This window comes from Aminobacter sp. GW821-FHT11F06 (assembly GCF_058808215.1).
In genome coordinates this window covers 61477-81810 of sequence record NZ_JBXARL010000008.1, presented here as the reverse complement: position 1 = coordinate 81810, position 20334 = coordinate 61477, and the positions used below count along the sequence as shown (strand labels likewise).

Below are 20334 nucleotides of genomic sequence, written 5' to 3'. Positions count from 1 at the left end.
ATGAACGAACTTGCCACCGAATCACGCACAAACGCTGCCGAATACACGGTCAGCGAGATCTCCGGCGCGCTGAAGCGCACCGTCGAGGACGCTTTCGGCAATATCCGGGTGCGCGGCGAGATATCAGGCTATCGCGGGCCGCATTCGTCGGGCCATGCCTATTTCTCGCTGAAGGACGACCGCGCCCGCATCGAAGCAGTGGTGTGGAAGGGCACGATGAGCCGGCTGAAATTCCGTCCCGAAGAAGGGATGGAGGTGATCGCCACCGGCAAGCTGACGACCTATCCTGGCTCGTCGAAATACCAGATCGTCATCGACAGCCTGGAGCCAGCAGGTGCAGGCGCGCTGATGGCGCTGCTTGAGGAGCGCAAGCGCAAACTCGCGGCCGAAGGCCTGTTCGACGACAGCCGCAAGCAGCTCTTGCCGTTCATGCCGCTGGTTATCGGCGTGGTAACGTCGCCGACAGGTGCCGTCATCCGCGACATCATCCACCGCATCAAGGATCGTTTTGCGCTGCATGTGCTGGTCTGGCCGGTGCGTGTGCAGGGCGAGACTTCGGGCACGGAAGTGGCCGCCGCCGTCAACGGCTTCAATGCGCTCGCCGACGACGGCGCGATCCCGCAGCCCGACCTTTTGATCGTTGCGCGCGGCGGCGGCAGCCTCGAAGACCTCTGGGGCTTCAACGACGAGGCGCTGGTCCGCGCTGTCGCCGCTTCGCATATTCCGGTCATTTCAGCCGTCGGCCACGAAACCGACTGGACACTGATCGACCTTGCCGCTGACAGGCGCGCGCCGACGCCCACCGGTGCCGCCGAGCTTGCGGTGCCTGTCAAAGCCGAACTTGAGGCGACGCTTGCCAATCTTGGCGCGCGGCTGCGCGGTGCTGTCTCGCGCATGATCGACCGGCGCAGCCAGGCCGTTCGGGCAGCGGCGCGCGCCTTGCCCACCCCAGACCAATTGCTAGCACTGCCGCGCCGACGCTTCGACGAAGCGACAAGCCGGCTTGGCCGGGCACTGACGGTCGCCACCGAGCGCAAGCGCGCGCGGCTTTCCGCCGTACGGCTGTCGCCTGCGACGCTGTCGCGGCGGATCGGCGAGACAAGGCGTCATCTCGACCGCGACATGTTGCGGGCGGATGCGGCTCTGCGGGCGATGGTGCGCGAAAAGCGCATCCGCTTCGATCGCACCCAAGGCCGGCTTTCGCCGGAACCGCTGGTTCGCCGCCAGGAAGCTTACGGCCAACAGCTCTCGGCGCTGGAGCGGCGCGGCACGCTGGCGATCGGGCGCAGGCTCGAACGGGCAAGGACGAGCCTGTCGCAGGCAGACCGGCTGATGGCGACGCTGTCGCACAAGGCGGTTCTGGCGCGCGGTTTCGCACTGGTGCGCGATGCCGATGGTGCGGTGCTCAAGCGTGCCGCTGAAATCGCCACCGGTGCTTCGCTGTCGATCGAATTTGCCGACGGCACGGCCAACGCCATCGCCACCAGTGGCGACGCCAAGCCCAAGCCGGGGGCTAAGCCCCTCGTCAAGGCCAAGGAACCCGGCAATCAGGGCAGCTTGTTTTAGGGTTAGTCACCCACCGGCTTCGAAAACACCGGCGCGACAAGAGGCGAAACGAACGGCGCGCTCCACGAGCCACCGACAAAGAAGGCCGTGGGCCTGATTGCAGGGGTGGTCGCGGTCGCAGGGTCCTTGGCTTCGATGGCCCCCGACAGGGCCAGCCCGCGGCCGACATAAGGCACGATGCCGGTGAGCCAGATGCGGTTGTGAGCGGTACGCGCCTCGGCCTTGTCGATCTTGGCGACCCCGTTGGCGATCGTCGCCTTGAGCTCCACGCCGTCAACGGGCACCGTGCCGCCGGAGACTTCGTCCAGCGAGAAGAAACCACCCTGCGAGGTGCGCTTGAGGAACGCCTGCAGGTCGAGCCCGGCAATGGCGCCGACGCCGAACGTGGCGGCCACCGAACCGTTGGCATTCTCAAGCAGCGCATTCCAGCTCAGGCCTGGTCCATTGAGGATCACGGACACGGAGCCACGGCCGATGGGCACGATATGGCTCATGCCTGCGGCGGCACCAAAGGCACCGCCATCGATGTCGGATGCCAGAAGCCGCATCTCGGCCTGCGTGCCGCCGGCCTTGCGGTCAAAGCGGATGCTGGCCTGGACGTTGCCACCAAAGGCCTCGGCGTCGGAAATGTCGAATGCCGCCAGCCCGCCCTTGACCTGAGCGGTTGCCGCGACTTCGGCGAGCGCGATGGAGCCGGCCGTCGCCTTGGTTGCCGAAAGCCGGAGATCGAGGTTGATGCGGTCAGCGAAGCTCGTGTCGATCTGGGATGTGCCTGGATTGTTCGTAGGCGCCATTGGCGCAAAGGACGACGCAAAGGTCATCAGGTCGAGCGTGTCGAAGGCAAGCGTTCCGGAAATCGACGGCACCGGACCGGCCAGCGACAGGTCGAGGATGCCCATGCCGGGATTGCCGTCGAGCGTGACCTGGGCGTTCTCTATCTTGAGACGCGATAGATCTCCGGTGATCTTGGAGGCAAGCGAGATCGAGCCGATTGGGCTGCCGGGCAGGACGCCGGGCTGCGACCATTCCAGCATCCGCCGGAGCGAGGGTGCCGACAGCTTGGCCTGACCTTCGACATGCGCGTCGGCAGCCATGCTTATCGTGCCGTCGAAGGACGCCTCCACCGGCGCTGACTTCACCGAAGCAATGACGGGTGCGGTGCCGCCGGCGAAAAGCACCAGCGGTCGCGGCGAAGACAGCTCGATCGCCACCTGTTCGCCACGCCAGACCCCGGTGGCCGTCAGCTTTCCAGCCTTGTTGAGCGCCGGCAGGCTTGCCTTGCCGGTGAGGTCGCTCAAAAAATCGGCCTCGCCCTCGGCCGAGACAGCCACGATACGGCCGTCGATGAATTCGATCGTGCCGAACTGGTCGGACGACAAGGTGCTCAGGTCCGGTTCGGCCGGGTTCGCGGCGACGGTGGCCTTTGCGCTTTCGATTGCCCGGCTGAGACGACCGCCACGCGAATGGGGAACCTCAAGCGCGCCATTCGCCAGACGCTTGAGGCGCAGCGTCGGCCTGACGAAATGCGCGTCGGAGAAATCGACATTTCCGCTCAAGGCGGAGAGCGCGGACAGTTCGATCTCGACACGCTCGGCCGCAATGACCGGCAATCCGCCCTCGTCTTCCCAGTCCGTCAAAGTCACGTCGGTGAGCGTTGCACGGAAGACCGGCCAGATCTCGATGTCGGGGGCGCCGTCGATCGAGACGCGAAATCCGCTCCACGCGCTCATCTCGAAAGCGATGCGGTCCTTGACGATCTGGGTGGAGGCGATGAACGGCAACGCCGCAACAGCGACGGCGATCAAGACGGCAATGCCGACGATCGCCCAGATGCTGCGCCTGAACAGTGGTGATGGCATGTTGCCCTTATGCTGCCCGTGCTGCGCGGTTATGGGAACCGGGTGTAACCGAGACACGCGGCATTTCAAGTCTTTGTGGCCTGGCGATGACGTTTGCGCACAGCGCAATGGCGCAATTCGACATTTCCTTGATCTGCTGCAGTGCGACATGCATAACCATGCACGGTTCTGGGAGAGATGCCGATGACTGTTGAAACGCCGCTTTGGACGCCGACTGCCGCGCAGATAGCGGAGGCGCCGTTGACGGCGTTCATGGCTGAGGCCAGTGCGCGGGCCGGCCGGAAGTTCTCCAGTTTTGCCGATCTGCACGCCTGGTCGATCGCCGATCGCGCGGCGTTCTGGGATCTGGTGTGGGATTTCTGCGGCGTGATCGGCCAAAAGGGCGATCGCGTGCTTGTCGATGGCGACAAGATGCCGGGCGCGGCGTTCTTTCCCGATGCCAAGCTCAATTTTGCCGAGAACCTGCTGCGCGGTTCGGGCAGCGGCGAGGCGATCGTCTTTCGCGGCGAAGACAAGATCGAGCGGCGGCTGAGCTGGGACGAGCTTTCAGCACTGGTGTCGCGGCTGCAGCAGCTGTTCGTCTCGCTCGGCGTCAAACAGGGCGACCGGATCGCGGCGATGATACCCAACATGCCCGAGACCGTCGCGGCGATGCTGGCAACGGCGTCGATCGGCGCTGTGTGGTCGTCATGCTCGCCCGATTTTGGCGAACAAGGCGTGCTCGACCGCTTTGGCCAGATCGAGCCGAAACTGTTCATCGTGCCCGACGGTTACTGGTATGCCACAAAACGCATCGACGTCAGCGAGAAGGTCGCAGCCGTTGCAAAGCGGCTGACAAGTGCCGCAAAGGTGCTGGTGGTCGACTATCTCGGCACAGCCAGGGAATTCGCCGCCGGCATCGCCAAGGCTGAGGCGCTGGACGATGCGCTGGCGCCGTTCGCAGCTAAGCCGGTGACGTTCGAGCCCCTGCCGTTTTCGCATCCGCTCTACATCCTGTTTTCGTCGGGCACGACCGGCATCCCCAAATGCATCGTGCATTCGGCCGGCGGCACGCTGGTCCAGCATCTGAAGGAACAGCGCCTGCATGCCGGGCTGAAATCAGGCGACCGCTTCTTCTACTTCACCACCTGCGGCTGGATGATGTGGAACTGGCTGGTCTCGGGCCTGGCCTCGGAAGCGACGCTTCTGCTTTATGACGGCTCGCCGTTCCATCCTGACGGCAATGTGCTGTTCGACTTCGCCCAGGCCGAGGGCATGACCCATTTCGGCACCTCGGCGAAGTTCATCGATTCCGTGCGCAAGGCCGGCTTGAGGCCGATCGACAGCCATGACCTGTCCAGCGTGCGCACCATCTCGTCGACCGGCTCGCCGCTGTCGCCGGAAGGTTTTGCCTTCGTCTATGACGGCATCAAGAGCGACGTCCACCTAGCCTCGATTTCGGGCGGCACCGACATCGTCTCCTGTTTCGTGCTCGGCGTGCCGACCGAACCTGTGTGGTCGGGCGAGATCCAGGGCGCTGGCTTGGGCCTTGCCGTCGATGTCTGGGACGACAACGGCAAGCCGGTGCGCCAGCAAAAAGGCGAGCTGGTCTGCACCAAGGCGTTTCCGGCAATGCCGATCGGCTTCTGGAACGACGCGGACGGCAAAAAATACCACGCCGCCTATTTCGACCGCTTCGACAACATCTGGTGCCATGGCGACTTCGCCGAGTGGACCAGCCATGGCGGATTGATCATCCATGGCCGTTCGGACGCGACGCTCAATCCCGGCGGGGTGCGCATCGGCACCGCCGAGATCTACAACCAGGTCGAGCAGATGCCGGAGATCCTCGAGGCCATCTGCATCGGCCAGGATTGGGACGACGATGTGCGCGTCGTGCTGTTCGTGCGGCTCGCGCCCGGTGTCACACTCGACGAGGGGCTGGAAAAGCGCATCCGTGCCAAGATCAAGATCGGCGCCAGCCCGCGCCATGTGCCGGCACGCATCGTCGCCGTCACCGACATCCCGCGCACCAAATCCGGCAAGATCACCGAGCTCGCCGTCCGCGACATCGTCCACCACCGCGACGTCAAGAACAAGGAAGCGCTGGCCAATCCCGAAGCGCTGGAGCTTTATCGCGACATTCCGGCGCTGCAAAAATGAGCGCGCGGCGCCCATATGCTTAACGAAAGATGAAGTGTAAATTTACCTAGACTTCAGGAGTGGTACACTTTCGTAAACTTTTCATCATCGCGGTAAGGTGGTGTTAATGTTCGACGCCGATATTCGTATCTAACTTGAGGGAGAAATCCCTTTCCTCGCCTTCGAGGATAGCTCGTTCGCTCAAGTCCCCGTTGAAACAGCATCTCCTTCAAAGGCGCCCCATCAGGCGCCTTTTTCTTTGGCGGCAAAGAATCGGAGGCGTCAAGAGCGCTCGTTGACCTGTCGCCACCTTGCAGGCAGATTTACAAGATGGGGATAAAAGAGCATCCGCCTCAAGGCGGCATTGTAACAGTCGACTATTCAACTGGCGGGTTTAGAGAACCTGAAATGATGAAGCGCAGGCTTGCGATAGTCCTTTCGCCCAAGATCGCGGCCCGTCCACACCTTTGCACTGTCGTGCCACTTAGCATGACTGATCCAGCGAAGGTCATGCCTTACCACAAGCGCATCGCCATCCCATTTGAATTACCCAAGGAGTGGGGCAATCATGAGAGATGGATCAAAGGTGACATGGTCAACGCAGTTGGCTTTCACAGGATTGACCTTCTTCGGCTAGGTAAGAACCATGCTGGAAAGCGTGTTTATCAGTTCGACATCCTTCCTGACGACCTATTCAAGATTGTACGGCAGTGTGTCCTTCATGGGATGGGCCTCTCGTCGTTGACAAAGCATCTCTAGATTCCCATATTGGTGAGGCTAGCGGCTCTGCTCCTGTCATCCGCGTCTAAGACCCCACCAGGGGCCACTGGCCAAGCGAGCGAAGGCAAGCTCGAGGTCAGTGCCGAAACCGCCACGAAACCCCGCACTAGCGGGGTTTTGTGTTTTTACCCCTAAGGAAAGAACTTAAAGCGAGGCCTCGGCGTCGCGCACCAGCGCACCGGAAAGCAGCACCACCGGCACCATCGCGGTGATGATGATGACGATCGCAGCGACAGCACCTTCCTCCGGTACGCCGCGCGAGGCGTTTTCGTAGACATGGGTGGCAAGGGTGCTGAAGCCGAAGGGCCTGAGCAGGATCGTCGCCGACAGCTCCTTGACAGTATCGACAAAGACCAGCACCGCAGCCGTCAGGATGGCCGGCTTGAGCAGCGGCAGCAGAACGCTTGTCGCACTTTGCGCCGGCGTCTTGCCCAGGCTGCGCGCCGCCTCGTCGAGGCTGCCGGGCAGCTTTTCCATGCCCGAGCGGACAGCACCTTCGGCAAGTGCGACGAAGCGGATGGTGCAGGCAAGAATGACGGCGGCGGCCGAGCCGGTGAGCAGAAGCCCGGTTGAGAAGCCGAGATAGGCGCGGGCGAAGGCGTCGACCGAATTGTCGAAGCGCGCGAGTACGAAGAGCAGGCCGAGGCCCAAAATGCCGCCGGGCAAGGCATAGCCTACCGAGGCCAGCCGCACTGTGGCGGCCATGGCGCGCGTCTTTGACAGGCGTTGGGCGTTGAGCAGAAACAGCGCGATGGCAACGGTGATAGCGGCGGTCAGCGAGGCCGTCATCAGGCTGTTGACGAAGGCATGACCGAGATCGGGCGAGGTGAATTGTTCGAGCCGGCGCGAGGCATATTGGCCGAAGACGGTGATCGGCACACCGAAGCCACTGAGAATCGGTAGCGCCACGGCAACCGGCATGGCAAAGCGCGTCCAGCCCTTCAGCGCCACCCGTGGCGGATGGACTTTGAGATGGGTACCGCGGCCGGCATGAAAGCGCTGGCGCCTTCGCGCCCATTGCTCGGCGACGAGCAACAGCACCACGAGCACCAGCATCAGCAACGCGATCTGCGCTCCGCCTTCCAGGCTGCCACGGTTGAGCCAGGTGGTGTAGACCGCAACGGTCAGAGTGCGGACACCGAAATATTCGGCAGCTCCGATATCGTTGATGGTTTCCATCAACACCAAAGCAACACCGGCAACGATGGCGGGACGCGCAACCGGCAAAAGCACGCGCCAGAACACCCGGCCTGGGCGCGCACCGAGCGTGCGGGCGACGTCGGCGATGTTGCGGCCCTGCATGAGGAAGACGATGCGCGTGGTGAGATAGACATAGGGATAGAGCACCGAAGCGAGCACAAAGGCCGTGCCCCAGGTCGAGCGGATGTCTGGGAACCAGTAGTCGCGGATGGTCTGGAAGCCGAAAATTTCGCGGACCAGGCTCTGCACCGGGCCCTGATAATGGAAAAACTCGCCGAAGGCATAGGCCGCGAGATAGGGCGGCACCGCAAGCGGCAGCACCAGCGCCCATGACAGGATGCGGCGGAACGGGAAATCATAGGCAACGACCGCCCAGGCGCAGGCAACGCCCGCGACCGATGTCAGTGCCGCAACCATGGCCAGCAGCGCAAGCGTGGTGCGAGTCGCGCCCGGCAGGACGTTTGCGATCAGATGCGGCCAGTCTTCGCCGGTGCCTGAAAGGGCGACGAAGACGAGCGACAGCACCGGCAGGATGACGACGATGCCGACGGCGAGCGCCAGCGTGCCGATCAAGGGATGGCGCAGGCGTTTGACGGGCAAGGCTCGGGCGTTCGCGGCAAATGCCGCGTCTGAAATCCCACCACCTGCTCCGCCCGTTGTCGGCAAGGCAATTCCCTTCTCACGCATGTTTCCGAAAATCGGAATCGATTTTCGGAAAGGATCATGCGCCAATTCAAACTGTTACAGTGTCCTTTGCGCGCCCAACAGGACGCATGGAGCTGTAATGCGGAAAAGCCGGGCTGATTGCCCGGCCCGGCTCTTCCTCAGAAATCTGACCGCCCGATCAGCTGTTCGGGCCGTCGTCGAGACCGACGCGGTCGACCATTTCGGACGCCGCCTTGCGGCCCTTGGCGATGTCGACCAGCGGCAGCGTGTCGGCGTTGAGCGTGCCGAAAGCCTTGACTGTCTCGGACGGCTCGAGGCCCGGCTCCACCGGATATTCGTAGTTCTTTTCGGCGTAGACCTGCTGGGCCTTGTGGCTGGCCAGGAAGCGGATCAGCTTGACGGCGTCGTCACGATGCGGCGCGTACTTAGCCAGTGCTGCACCCGAGATGTTGACATGCGTCAGGCCATTCTCAAAGGTCGGGAAGAGCACGTTGATGGCGTTGCCCCATTCCTTTTCCTTGGGGTCCTTCTCGTTGTTGCGCATCAGGCCGACATAGTAGGTGTTGCCGATGGCAATGTCGCACTCGCCGGCGGCAATGGCGCCAGCCTGCGGACGGTCGCCGCCGTCGGGCTTCTTGGCCAGATTGGCCTTGAGACCCTTCATCCACTCTTCGGTCTTCTCCGGCCCCCAATGGGCGATCGCCGCCGAGAAGAGCGCGAGATTGTAGTCATGCTGGCCCGAGCGCATGCAGATCTTGCCCTTCCACTTGGGATCGGCGAGGTCGGCATAGGTGATGGCCGTGTCCTTGACGCGCTCCTTCGAGGCATAAATGACGCGGGCGCGCTTGGTCACACCGAACCAGTTGCCTTCGGGATCGCGATACTCGGCTGGCAGTAGCTTGTTGATCTCTTCATCGACCAGCGGCTGGGTGACGCCCTTTTCCTTGGCCGAAGTGAGACGGGCGATGTCGACGGTCATGATGACGTCGGCAGGCGAGTTCTGACCTTCTGCCAGGACGCGTTCCTCAAGACCCTTGTCGAGGAACAGCACTTCGGTCCTGATGCCGGTTTCGGCCGTGAAGGCATCGAGAACAGGCTTGATCAGGTCAGGCTGGCGATAGGTGTAGATGTTGACGACACCATCGGCGAGCGCCGACGTGGTGAAGAGCGCCGCAACCGCAAAAGCGTAGCCGGCAATCGCCGACCGGGCGTTGTTGATCTTCATTTTTCTCTCCTGGCCAAAGGGGTCAAAGTCCCTCGAGGAACAAGTCAATGCCTCGGTTTCGAGGCTGCCTCCCCTATGGTCATTGTGAGACTTCCAGTCAAGTTTAAAGGCCAATCTTTTCAATAGTTTAGAATTATTCTAAACTGGATTGTTTCGCACCGGATTCAATGGCTTGTTCAACAAATTCTAACAATGGCCGAGCCAGCACACGCCAATGCGCACAAAATGTCGCACCCTGCCGGCCGCGCATTATTCGGCGAGCACCCGCGTCGACGGAAACGTCACCTCGACCAGCGTGCCCTCGCCCGGCGTCGAGGCAATGGCAAAGCGGGCGCGATTGGCCTCGACCATCGCCTTGGTCAGCGGCAGGCCAAGGCCGGTGCCGTCGCCGCGCGTGCGCTTGAGCGAATTGATCTGCTTGAACGGCTTCAGCGCCTGCTCGATCTCGGCATGGCTCATGCCGATGCCTGTGTCGCGCACCCGCATGACGATGTCGCCCGATGTCTCGTAGGCGGTGGAAACGATGACCTGGCCGCCGGCCTGGGTGTAACGCACAGCATTGGACAGGATATTGAGCGCGATCTGGCGGATGCTGCGCCGGTCGGCAACGATCTCGGGCAGGCGCGAAGCAAAGCTCGAGCGGATGATGACGCGTTCACGATTGGCCTGCGGCTGCATCATGGCGACCGTTTCAGCCAGCGTGTCGTTGAGCGACACCGCCTCGTAGTCCATCTCCTGCTGCCCAGCCTCGATCTTGGAGATATCGAGCAGGTCATTGACCAGCGACAGCACGTGATTGCCGGAGCGGTTGATGTCGCGGAGATAGTCGCGATAACGGTCGTTGGCGACGGGGCCGAACTTCTCGTCGACCATCAGCTCGGAAAAACCGATGATGGCGTTGAGCGGCGTGCGGATCTCGTGGCTGATGCGGGCGAGGAAATCGGACTTCTGCGATGACGAGCGTTCGGCCACGGCGCGCGCCTGGGTCAGCTCTTCCTCGGCGCGCTTCCACTGGGTGATGTCGCGAACCACGGCGCAAAAGCCACTCTCGTTGGGCAAGCGGCCGATGGTCATGAACAGCGGGATGAAACGCCCTTGCGACTCGCGGCCGATGACTTCGCGGCCATCGTTGAGCACGCTTGCAACGCCGTGTTCGGAAAGGCCAACCAGATAGTCGCGCGCGGCGCGCTGGCTCTCGATGGCGAAAAGCGAATAGAACGGCTTGCCGGTAACCTCGTCGCTGTCGAAGCCAAACAGAGCTTCCGCCGGGCGGCTGATCGAACGAATGGCGCCATCGCGATCGATCAGCACGACGCCGTCGGTCGCCGTGTCGATAATGGTGCGCATTTCGGCGAGGCGATCTTCGAGTTCGGCCACCTGCTCGGAAGCATCCTCGACATCGTCGTCGCCACTGATGCGGCGCACGACCAGCATCAGGGCCTTGCCGTCCTGCCACGGCACGGAGCGCAGCACCGCCTCGATCGGAAACTCCTCGCCTTCGCGGGTCTTCAATCTGAGATCGTGGTCCGAGCCCGGCTCGTCGCCATAGCTTTCGGCAAACAGTGCGTCGAGGCCACCAGCCTGCGCTAGCTCGTCAACAGAGGCGTACCCCGTCAGGTCGAGGAACTCGGCGTTGGCATAATGCAGCACGTCGCCGGCATGGATCAGCACCGGCACCGGCAATTGTTCGAGAATCGGCGCGTCGACTGGGGTGTCGCGCCCGGCAGCAAAGGACGGAATGACATCTTCGGTACGCAACGCCGGCTTTTCGGGCTCGTCGCGTTCGACATCGGCCTGTTCAAAGGCATCAGCTGGACGGACGGACGACAGCGTCACGATCTCGGCGCTCTCGGTCCCCAACTCCTCAACAGCCGCCGTCTCGGTCTCTTCAGACGTCGCGGGCGCCATGGTTTCAGCAATCGGCTGACGTGCGTCAGGCTCAGCGGCCACGGGCGCATGCTCGGCTATTTCAGCGGCGGCAGCTTCCGAATAGGCTGCGATCTCGGCCGATGCCCCTTCGCCATTCTTCTCGGCTACAGGTTTCTCCGCAGCGTGGGCGTCACTTGCAGACTGCTGCCTTGCGGCCACGATCTCGTTTGCGCGCTTCAACTTCTCGCCGATTTCGCGGAAGGCGTTGCGCTCGATGCTGGAAAGCCCCTTGCCATTGGCAGGCTCCTCCACCGTTGCCGGCCGATGTTCGGCAAGCCGGATCACCTTGTCGGAATAACGGCGGTCATTCGTAGGCCCGACCTCAAGCGCCGGCACTTCGCCGGCGAAAGGATCTGCCGGAGCCTCGGTCCCAACAGGAACCTCCTCGACAGGTTGTTGCAGGCTTTCGGCTTCCGGCTGCCCGGTTTCAGGCTGTTTCGCTTCCGGCTGCGCGACGTCAGGAACGTCGGCTTCCACGACAGGCGATTCGACTACGGTAGGCTCAACGGCAGCAGGCTGCTCGGCAATATCTGCGACTTTCGGTTCGGCTTCCTCAGGATGTTTGCCGTTGGGTACCAGCGCCAGGCCGATGCGCTCATGATCAAGCACGGCTTCACCGGGGCGCGCGACACCAAAGCCGCGAAACCCTTCAAAGCTGCGGTCGCGGCCATAGACCGGCAAGGCGGCCAGATCGACAGGAATGCGCTTGTCGGAGCCGGCGACCGGCCAGAGCACCGAACGGCCCGACCAGGTGTCGCGGCGCTGCAGGAGGCCGGCGATCTCGCCTGAGGGATCGAGCTCGAATGTGTTCGACACGTCCTGGAAGCGGCGACCGACGACGTCGGCGGCATGTTCGCCCACGACTGCGGCAAATTCCGGCGAAATCGCGCTGAAGCGACCTTCGGCGTCGGTGCGCCAGACGAAACGCACCGGAGCGGCGGAGCGCTCCGGTGCCGGCGTTGCCTGTGCCGGCTGGGACTGCGTCGGCGCGGACTCAGCGGGCGCAGCAACGGCGGCCGGCTCTTCGACCGGCTCAATGGCCGCAACCGGTTCTACAACTGGCTCCTGGATGGGCGCCGGCTCATCGGCCTCAGTGCCCCCTGATACAACAGGTGCTTCAGCCTGCTTTGCCGCCATGGCGCGAACGGCAGTGCCGGCCTGGCTTTCGCGCTCCTCGGGGCTGAAATACCAATGATCGTGATCGCTATCGTCCTGAGGACGTGCCGTTGTCAGCACCGCTGCGGGTGCTTCGTCGCGCGGGCGCTCGCTGGGCGCAGTAGGCGCAATCACAAAAGGCGCGTCCATCTCCTGGCCGGCGTCGTCCATCGCCTCAAGGCGTTCGTCGACGACGACAAGCAGGTGCCGCGCCGGATCGTCGGTCAGCCGCGCCAGCCCGGCCGGCAGATAGCCGCCGGTGGCAGGGATCGCACGCTTGATGATGCGGTCACGCTCGCGAGCGACCGATGAGACCAGCCCGGCAAGCGTGGAGGTCGCGATGCCAAGTTCGGCAAAGCCGTCGGTCGCAGCTTCAATCTCGCCGCCGCCATCGACGAAAGCGAGGAAATGTCCCGGCTCGGTGAACCCGCTGATGGCGTTTGCGGCAATGTTCCTAAAACCGCGCGAGCTGGCTTGAGCTGCGGGCACCGCAAGCATGATTGCGGTTGCGCCATCAGGCAGCCGAACCGAACTTGCCGCGAAGGCAACGGCACTGCTGGTCATGCCGGATGCCACGCGAACCATGATCGAGCGGTCGCGGCCGATCTCGGGGTACCCGGACGTGGCGGCGATCTGGCGGCGGGCGGCGATACCCAGCCGCGCGGGTGCGCCGATCACCGCATCGATGTCGTCATAACCAAGCACGGCAGCACCGGGACCATTAGCCCAGAGCACCTGCTCGAGATCGACCGACAGTACGACGATAGCGTCGCCAGCAGCGAAACGCTGCCTGACACGATCGACGACCGCGACGTCGATAAAGGAATAGGCTGCTGACGGCATTCACATAACCCGCAAGGCACGCATTCTCGTAATTAATGCTTTGTTAATAAAAGCCGTCATCGCTCAGGTCTAGCAAACAGGTGGACCATAGCGGCATTATTCTCGCCACGTGGTTAACCCCCCGAGATCGAAATGGTGCACTGCAACATAGATATTGCAATGCACCATAATATGCCCTATATGGAAAATGCGAATAAACGAGACGGGTGACAACACCCCGTCCAGTCCACAGGGTGAGACAATGTCCAAGACCAAGACCGCAGAATTCGCAGATACCATTGAAATGCCGAGCTTCGACGTTTCCAAGGCCACCGACCAGTTCCGCGTCTTCGCCGAAAAGGGCGTCGAGCAGTCCAAGGAAGCTTACACCAAGCTCAAGACCGGTGCCGAAGAGGCACAGAAGACCATCGAGACCAGCTACGAGACCGCCCGCAGCGTGACCAACGAGCTGTCGCTCAAGGCGATTGCAGCGCTCCGCACCAATGCCGAGGCCGGTTTCTCGCATCTCGAAGCTCTGGCCGGCGCCAAGACGCTGTCGGAGATCGTCGAGCTGCAGACCTCTTATCTGCGCGGCCGCGTCGAACAGACAGTCGAGCAGGCCAAGGAATTCCAGGCCGTTGCCTCGAAGGCCGCCGAAGACGTTTCGAAGCCGGTCAAGACCGCTTTCGAAAAGGCACTGAAAGACCTCAAGGCCGCTTAATCGCGCCTAAACAGATACCCGGCGGGCGGTTCCTCCTCCCTCTGCCTGTCGGGCGAAGCGGCCAGCACCTCCTCCCGCTGGTCATCACTGGAAAAGGCCGGCTCCTCCCGCCGGCCTTTTTCTTTTTCGGGGCCGATATGCCCCGGAAACCAACGACTTGCCGTTCAGGGCACAAATCGCCGCAGTGGATGGTTCGCAAAGCCCTTGAAATGTGATGGAATTGTCCGTATGGACGCTTCGCCAGAGCAAGGCACGCGGTTGTAGCTCAGTTGGTTAGAGCGCCGGATTGTGGATCCGGAGGTCGGTGGTTCGAGCCCACCCAACCGTACCATCACTTCCCCCGACACATCGATCTCCACGGCAACGCAGGATTTCCCGGCGAACAGCCTTTGGTGCGCCCTTGTGGCCAGCGAGACTGTGAGCGATTCGTTTCAGGCGTTTTCCCGGCGAATCATGATCACGGCGCGCACCAATGCAAAACGGCGCGCTTCGGTCGAAGCGCGCCGTTTTTTGTCCCAACGGACAATCAATCAAAACTGACGGGGTAGTATTACCGGCAAGGAGCCTCGTAGCTCATAGGATTGCCGTTGCGGTCGTACATCGGACGGCCACGGCTGTCCAACTGCTGGTAGCGGCATTGGCCCGGAGCCGTGCCAGCACCGATCATGGCGCCCGCGAGACCGCCGATGACAGCGCCCGCAACGGTCGCACCAGTGTTGCCGCCGATGGCCTGGCCGACAAGTGCGCCACCCGCCGCGCCGACGGCGCCGCCACCCAAGGCACGTTCCTGCGGTGTGTTACAGGCCGTAGCGGCCAGCGCGACGAAAGACAAAACTGCGACCGTAGCCATAAAACGTGTCATGAACCCTACTCCTCAAGATTATCGCCACGACGCTATCATGGCGACTTTGGCTTATCCAGTGGCATATCCTTGGAAAGCCTGACCTTTTGGGCGTTCCAGGACCTTGCCATTTCCGCTTCGCGCCGCTTGTGCCCAGCGTCGCTGACAGCCGGTCGGGCGTACCCGCTCACCCCCGCTGCGCTGCCTGTTCGTCGCGCAGGCGTTGAACCTCGCGCTGCTTGTTGACCAGCGAGGCAGCAATGACGCCGACGGCGACAATGGCGATCAGGATGGTGCAGGCAGCGTTGATCTCGGGCGTCACGCCCAGCCGCACCTGGCTATAGATCTTCATCGGCAGGGTCGTTGCGCCCGGGCCTGAAGTGAAGCTCGAGATCACCAGATCATCGATGGACAGCGTGAAGGCCAGCATCCAGCCGGAGATGATCGCTGGCAGGATGACCGGCAGCGTGATCTGGAAGAAGGTTTTCACCGGCGGCGCCCCCAAATCCATCGCTGCTTCTTCGAGCGAGCGGTCGAATGTGACCAGCCGCGACTGCACCACCACCGCGACAAAACACATGGAAAAGGTGATGTGGGCGAGCGTCAGCGTGAAGAAGCCGCGATCGAGCCCGACGGCGACAAACAGCAAAAGCAGCGACAGGCCGGTGATCACCTCAGGCATGACCAGCGGCGCAAACACCATGCCTGAAAACAGCACCCTGCCCCTAAACCGGGTGTAGCGAGTCAGTGCCAGGGCAGCGAGCGTGCCAAGCACGGTGGCGAGAGTCGCCGAGATCAGGCCGACACGGATGGTCACCCAAGCGGCATCCATCAGGCCCTGATTGTGGAACAGCGAGACATACCATTTGGTCGAGAAGCCGCCCCAGACGGTGACGAGCTTGGATTCGTTGAAGGAAAAGACAACCAGCAAAACGATGGGCAGATAAAGGAAGGCAAAGCCCAGAACGATCGCCGATATGTTGAAGCGGCTCCAGCTCGAATTCATCTCAGCGTCCCTGTTCCTGGGCGCGCGCCTGCGCCTGCTGGAAAAACATGATCGGCACGACGAGCAGCAGAAGCAGGATCACGGCGACGGCCGAGGAGACCGGCCAGTCGCGGTTGGCGAAGAACTCGTTCCACAGCGTCTTGCCGATCATCAGCGTCTGCGAGCCGCCGAGAAGGTCGGGAATGACGAACTCGCCGACGGCCGGGATGAAGACCAGCAGGCAGCCGGCGATGACGCCGGGCAGCGATAGCGGAAAGGTGATTTTCCAGAAGGCGGTGATTGGCGGGCAGCCGAGGTCCTGTGCCGCCTCGATCAGCGAATAGTCCATCTTCTCCAGCGCCGAATAGAGCGGCAGGATCATGAATGGCAGATAGGAATAGACGATGCCGATGAAGATCGCCGTATGGGTGTTCAGGATCACCAGCGGCTGGTCGATGACGCCGGTGGCGAGCAGAACCTGATTGAGCAAGCCCTCGGGCTTGAGGATGCCGATCCAGGCGTAAACGCGGATCAGAAAGCTGGTCCAGAACGGCAGGATCACCAGCATCAGCAGCGTCGGCCGGATCGTTGCCGGGGCGCGGGCCATGCCATAGGCGATCGGATAGCCGACAAGCAGCGCCAGGAACGTCGAGATCCCCGCTATGATCACGCTCGAGACATAGGCGTTGAAGTAGAGCGCGTCCTGGGTCAGCCAAATATAGTTGTCGAAGCTGAATTCGCCGATCTGCGACATCAGCCCGGAAAAGCCGTCGGAAAGGCCAATGACCGGCGTGTAGGGCGGCATTGCGATGGCCGTCGTCGACAGCGATATCTTGAAGACGATCAAGAACGGGATGAGGAAGAAAAACAGCAGCCACAGATAAGGAACGATGATGACGAGGCGGTTGGTGATGGCCGAAAGGGGGCGTTTCATCTCTCCCCCTATCGCGTCAGAACGACGCCGGCGTCGTTCCGGAAGGAGATCCATGCCTTGTCGTCCCAGCTCAGCGGATCGTCGGTGGCGCGCGTCGCGTTGAGCGAACTCGCCTTGACCACCTGGCCATTGCCGAGCTGGACGTGGAAGATGGTCATGTCGCCGAGATAGGCGATGTCGTAAATCTCGCCTTCCATGACATTGTCGCCGCTTTCCGGCTTCTTCGAAGAGACCTTGATCTTCTCCGGCCTGATGGCGAAGGCGACCTCGCTGCCCGCCGGAGCATCGCCGGCGTTGGCGGTGCGGATGATCACGCCATTGGCGCTGGCGATGGTGGCACCGGTGCCATCGCGGTCGGCAACCTTGCCTTCGAACATATTGATGTTGCCAACGAAGTCGGCGACGAAGCGCGAGCCCGGCGCCTCATAGACCTCGGCCGGCGTCGCCACCTGCATCACCTCGCCCTTGTCGATGATGGCGATGCGGTCGGCCATGGTCATGGCCTCTTCCTGATCGTGGGTGACGACGACGAAGGTCAGGCCGAGCGTCTGCTGCAGGTCCATCAGTTCGAACTGGGTCTCCTCGCGCAGCTTCTTGTCGAGCGCACCGAGCGGCTCGTCGAGCAGCAGTACCTTGGGCCGCTTGGCCACAGCCCGAGCGAGTGCGACGCGCTGGCGCTGGCCACCCGACAGCTGATGCGGCTTGCGTTTGGCGAACTGGCCAAGCTTGACCAGCTTGAGCATGTCGGCGACGCGTTTTTCGATCTCGGCCTTGGGCATGCCGTCCTGCTTGAGGCCAAATGCGATATTCTGCTCGACCGTCATGTGCGGGAACAAGGCATAGGACTGGAACATCATGTTGACCGGCCGCCGATAGGGCGGAATGCCACGGAGGTCCTGGCCGTCGAGCATTATCTGGCCGGACGTCGGCTCCTCGAAGCCGGCGAGCATGCGCAGCAACGTCGACTTCCCGCAGCCCGAAGCGCCGAGCAGCGCAAAGAACTCGCGCTCGTAGATCGACAGCGAGAGGTTGTTGACGGCGGTAAAGTCGCCGAAGCGCTTGGTGACGTTCTTGAATTGAATGTAGGGCTTGGCGTCAGGCTGGTTCCAGGGCGCAAATTCCCTGCGGATATTGCCGAGCGATTTCATGTCCCCTCCGTCCCTGCCCCGGTAAAAAATCCCGGCGCCGATGGCGCCGGGACAGTCCTCAATCATTATTGCCCTGTGACGATCTTGGTCCAGCTGCGCGTGACCGTGCGCTGGGTCTTGGGATCGTAAGGAGCCACGGTGAAGAGCTTCGCCAGCATCGCCTCATCAGGAAAGATCGCCGGGTCGCCAATGATCTCTTTGTCGATGAACTGCTGCGACGCCTTGTTGCCGTTGGCATAGAAGATGTAGTTGGAGGCCTTGGCCGTGACTTCCGGCTTCATCATGTAGTTGATGAATTCGTGCGCCTCGGCAACGTGCTTGGCGTCAGCCGGGATCGCCATCTGGTCGAACCACATCTCAGCACCTTCCTTTGGAATGACATAGTCGACGACGACGCCCTGGTCTGCTTCAGCCGCGCGGTCGCGTGCCTGGAAGATGTCGCCAGACCAGCCGACAGCGAGGCAGATGTCGCCATTGGCGAGCGCGTTGATGTATTCCGACGAGTGGAACTTGCGGATCGACGGCCGGATCTTGAGCAGGGCCTCTTCCGCCTTGGACAGGTCGTCGAGCGCTGTCGACTGCGGCTTGAGACCGAGATACATCATCGTGGTTGGCAAGATGTCGGTTGGCGAATCCAGGACATAGACGCCGCAATCGGCCAGCTTGGCGATCTGCTCCGGCTTGAAGACGACGTCCCAGCTGTCGATCTTGTCGACGCCGAGCGCTTCCTTGATCTTCTTTTGATTGTAGCCGATGCCGACCGTGCCCCACATGTAGTTGACCGAGTATTCGTTGCCCGGATCGTAGGCGGCGGTGCGCTCGCTGACCACGTCCCACATATTGGAAAGGTTGGGCAGCTTGGACTTGTCGAGCTTCTGGTAGACGCCCGCCTGGATCTGGCGCGCCAGGAAGGGACTGGCGGTCGGCACCACCACATCGTAGCCGCTGCCGCCGGCAAGCAGCTTGGTTTCGAGGATCTCGTTGGAATCATAGACGTCGTAGACGACCTTGATGCCTGTTTCCTTGGTGAAGTCCTCGATGATCGTGGAGTCGATGTAGTCCGACCAGTTGTAGACGTTGACGACCCTCTCCTGGGCGTTGGCCGCGGTCGCCACAACGGCGATGAGGGCTGACGCAGCGGTCAGCCAAAGCGCTCTACTGTTCATGACATTCTCCTTTCATGGACGCGCCCATCCCGGCAGCATCCTGATGCCTGTGCAAAATCGGGTTATGAAGGTAGCGCGCTCCCGCCGGCTTGCCGCGCGGCGCAAAACGTTCTGGCGATTTACAGCTGCGGACACCGAAGCCCCGGCAGTGGAACCTGGCAAGATACGCCTGTGTTGTTGTTACCCTCGGACCGCAGCCTGCCCGCCGGAAGGTAGCAATGTCAATGGCAAACAACCGACTGCTCAATCAGGCATGGGAACGCCTGTCACGCCCGGCCTTTGGGGTCGTGCCTGGCGCCTGAACTCCAGTGTCAGATGCACAAGCAGCGCACTGAAAATGACCGCACCGCCGGTGATGGTGCGAACCGACGGCACCTCGCCATGGATGAGCCAGACCCATATCGGGCCAAGCAGCGGTTCGAAGGTGCCGATCAGGGCGGCAACGGCGGCCGGGACCAATCTTGCGCCAGTCGCAAAGAAGGCAAGGCCAAGGCCAAGATTGACCACGCCGAACGCGAAGAGGAAACCCATGTCGCGCGGCGACACGGCAAACGCTGAAACCTGGGAGGCGGCGAAGGCTGCGGCAATCATGGTGCCGAGGCAGGTGGCGGGTGTCATGCGCACATGGGCGAACCGGCGGGTGATGACGGTGGCAATGGAGAACGCCACGGCGATCAGCAAAGCAAGCCCGTCGCCGACCGGCGAGACCTGGCCGCTGAACGATTCAGAGACCATGATGGCGACGCCTGAGATGACAACGAAGATCGCCACCCAGGTGGCGACAGCGACGCGCTCGCGAAACAGCATCCAGGCAAACAACGCCGCCAAAAGCGGCACACCGGCCTGCATCAGCAAGATGTTGGCAACGGTCGTATAGGACAGGGCCACAACGAAAGACGTCGAGGCGGTGGCAAAGCAGACCCCCACCAACAACCCCGGCAGGCCCATGTCGCGGAAGAGCCTCAAGGTGCCGCGCAGGCCGTCGCGCCAGGCCATGAAAGCAAGCAGGAAGGCCGCCGCCCAGAGCGAGCGCCAGAACACGACCGTCCAACTGTCCGGTTCTTCGATGAAGCGGGCAATGGCACCGCCAAGGCTCCACATCAGCGCCGACATGAACACCAAAAACACGCCGAGACGCTCGTCGCGCCGCGAGACATGCGGTGCAACGCCTGTTGGCGACGGCGGAGCGGCGAGATCTGTCATGGCGCTAATCTCG

The 20334-nt window shown here is 62.3% G+C and carries 14 protein-coding genes and 1 tRNA gene; 5 read left to right on the top strand and 10 right to left on the bottom strand.

The features are described 5' to 3' along the window. A complete protein-coding gene (gene xseA, locus AC1RTB_RS19510) occupies window positions 1–1566 on the top strand; it encodes an exodeoxyribonuclease VII large subunit (protein ID WP_492880721.1) in 1566 nt (521 codons plus the stop codon). 2 nt (window positions 1567–1568) lie between these two features. Here the strand turns inward: xseA and AC1RTB_RS19505 are convergent, their stop codons facing one another. Then, on the bottom strand, window positions 1569–3425 hold the full coding sequence (locus AC1RTB_RS19505) for an AsmA family protein (RefSeq protein WP_492880720.1): 1857 nt from the start codon (window positions 3423–3425) through the stop codon (window positions 1569–1571). A 183-nt stretch (window positions 3426–3608) separates the two neighbouring features. Between AC1RTB_RS19505 and AC1RTB_RS19500 the strand changes: the two genes are divergently transcribed. Beyond that, window positions 3609–5567 carry an acetoacetate--CoA ligase gene (locus AC1RTB_RS19500; protein ID WP_492880719.1) on the top strand — a complete coding sequence of 653 codons (1959 nt, stop codon included), beginning with the start codon at window positions 3609–3611 and terminating at the stop codon, window positions 5565–5567. 309 nt (window positions 5568–5876) lie between these two features. Beyond that, the gene (locus AC1RTB_RS19495) at window positions 5877–6305 is read left to right on the top strand and encodes a type II toxin-antitoxin system PemK/MazF family toxin (RefSeq protein WP_492880718.1); all 429 of its coding nucleotides are present in this window, start codon (window positions 5877–5879) and stop codon (window positions 6303–6305) included. 165 nt (window positions 6306–6470) lie between these two features. On the opposite strand, the gene AC1RTB_RS19490 is transcribed toward AC1RTB_RS19495, so the two are convergent. The 3 genes from AC1RTB_RS19490 to AC1RTB_RS19480 form a co-directional block, all read right to left on the bottom strand. Then, window positions 6471–8213, bottom strand: a complete 1743-nt coding sequence (locus AC1RTB_RS19490; protein ID WP_492880717.1) for an ABC transporter permease — start codon at window positions 8211–8213, stop codon at window positions 6471–6473. 157 nt (window positions 8214–8370) lie between these two features. Beyond that, on the bottom strand, window positions 8371–9417 hold the full coding sequence (locus AC1RTB_RS19485) for a Fe(3+) ABC transporter substrate-binding protein (RefSeq protein ID WP_492880716.1): 1047 nt from the start codon (window positions 9415–9417) through the stop codon (window positions 8371–8373). Between the two features lie 249 nt (window positions 9418–9666). After that, the gene (locus AC1RTB_RS19480; protein ID WP_492880715.1) at window positions 9667–13344 is read right to left on the bottom strand and encodes a PAS domain S-box protein; all 3678 of its coding nucleotides are present in this window, start codon (window positions 13342–13344) and stop codon (window positions 9667–9669) included. 241 nt (window positions 13345–13585) lie between these two features. Between AC1RTB_RS19480 and AC1RTB_RS19475 the strand changes: the two genes are divergently transcribed. Together AC1RTB_RS19475 and AC1RTB_RS19470 are read left to right on the top strand one after the other, a co-directional pair. Further along, window positions 13586–14044 carry a phasin gene (locus tag AC1RTB_RS19475; protein ID WP_492880714.1) on the top strand — a complete coding sequence of 153 codons (459 nt, stop codon included), beginning with the start codon at window positions 13586–13588 and terminating at the stop codon, window positions 14042–14044. A 254-nt stretch (window positions 14045–14298) separates the two neighbouring features. Continuing rightward, window positions 14299–14375 (top strand) — tRNA-His (locus AC1RTB_RS19470). A gap of 219 nt (window positions 14376–14594) precedes the next feature. Here AC1RTB_RS19470 and AC1RTB_RS19465 read toward each other — a convergent pair. From AC1RTB_RS19465 to AC1RTB_RS19440, 6 genes are all read right to left on the bottom strand, one after another. Next, a complete protein-coding gene (locus tag AC1RTB_RS19465) occupies window positions 14595–14906 on the bottom strand; it encodes a YMGG-like glycine zipper-containing protein (RefSeq protein ID WP_492880713.1) in 312 nt (103 codons plus the stop codon). A gap of 166 nt (window positions 14907–15072) precedes the next feature. Then, window positions 15073–15891 (bottom strand): ABC transporter permease, encoded by an 819-nt coding sequence (locus AC1RTB_RS19460; protein WP_492880712.1) that lies wholly within the window; start codon window positions 15889–15891, stop codon window positions 15073–15075. A gap of 1 nt (window position 15892) precedes the next feature. Beyond that, the gene (locus tag AC1RTB_RS19455) at window positions 15893–16804 is read right to left on the bottom strand and encodes an ABC transporter permease subunit (protein ID WP_492880711.1); all 912 of its coding nucleotides are present in this window, start codon (window positions 16802–16804) and stop codon (window positions 15893–15895) included. Between the two features lie 8 nt (window positions 16805–16812). Continuing rightward, on the bottom strand, window positions 16813–17952 hold the full coding sequence (locus tag AC1RTB_RS19450) for an ABC transporter ATP-binding protein (protein WP_492880710.1): 1140 nt from the start codon (window positions 17950–17952) through the stop codon (window positions 16813–16815). 65 nt (window positions 17953–18017) lie between these two features. Further along, complete coding sequence (locus tag AC1RTB_RS19445) at window positions 18018–19118, bottom strand: polyamine ABC transporter substrate-binding protein (protein WP_492880709.1); 1101 nt, start codon at window positions 19116–19118, stop codon at window positions 18018–18020. 243 nt (window positions 19119–19361) lie between these two features. Further along, window positions 19362–20321: a DMT family transporter gene (locus tag AC1RTB_RS19440; RefSeq protein WP_492880708.1), complete on the bottom strand. Its 960-nt coding sequence runs from the start codon at window positions 20319–20321 to the stop codon at window positions 19362–19364. Window positions 20322–20334 lie beyond the last annotated feature (13 nt).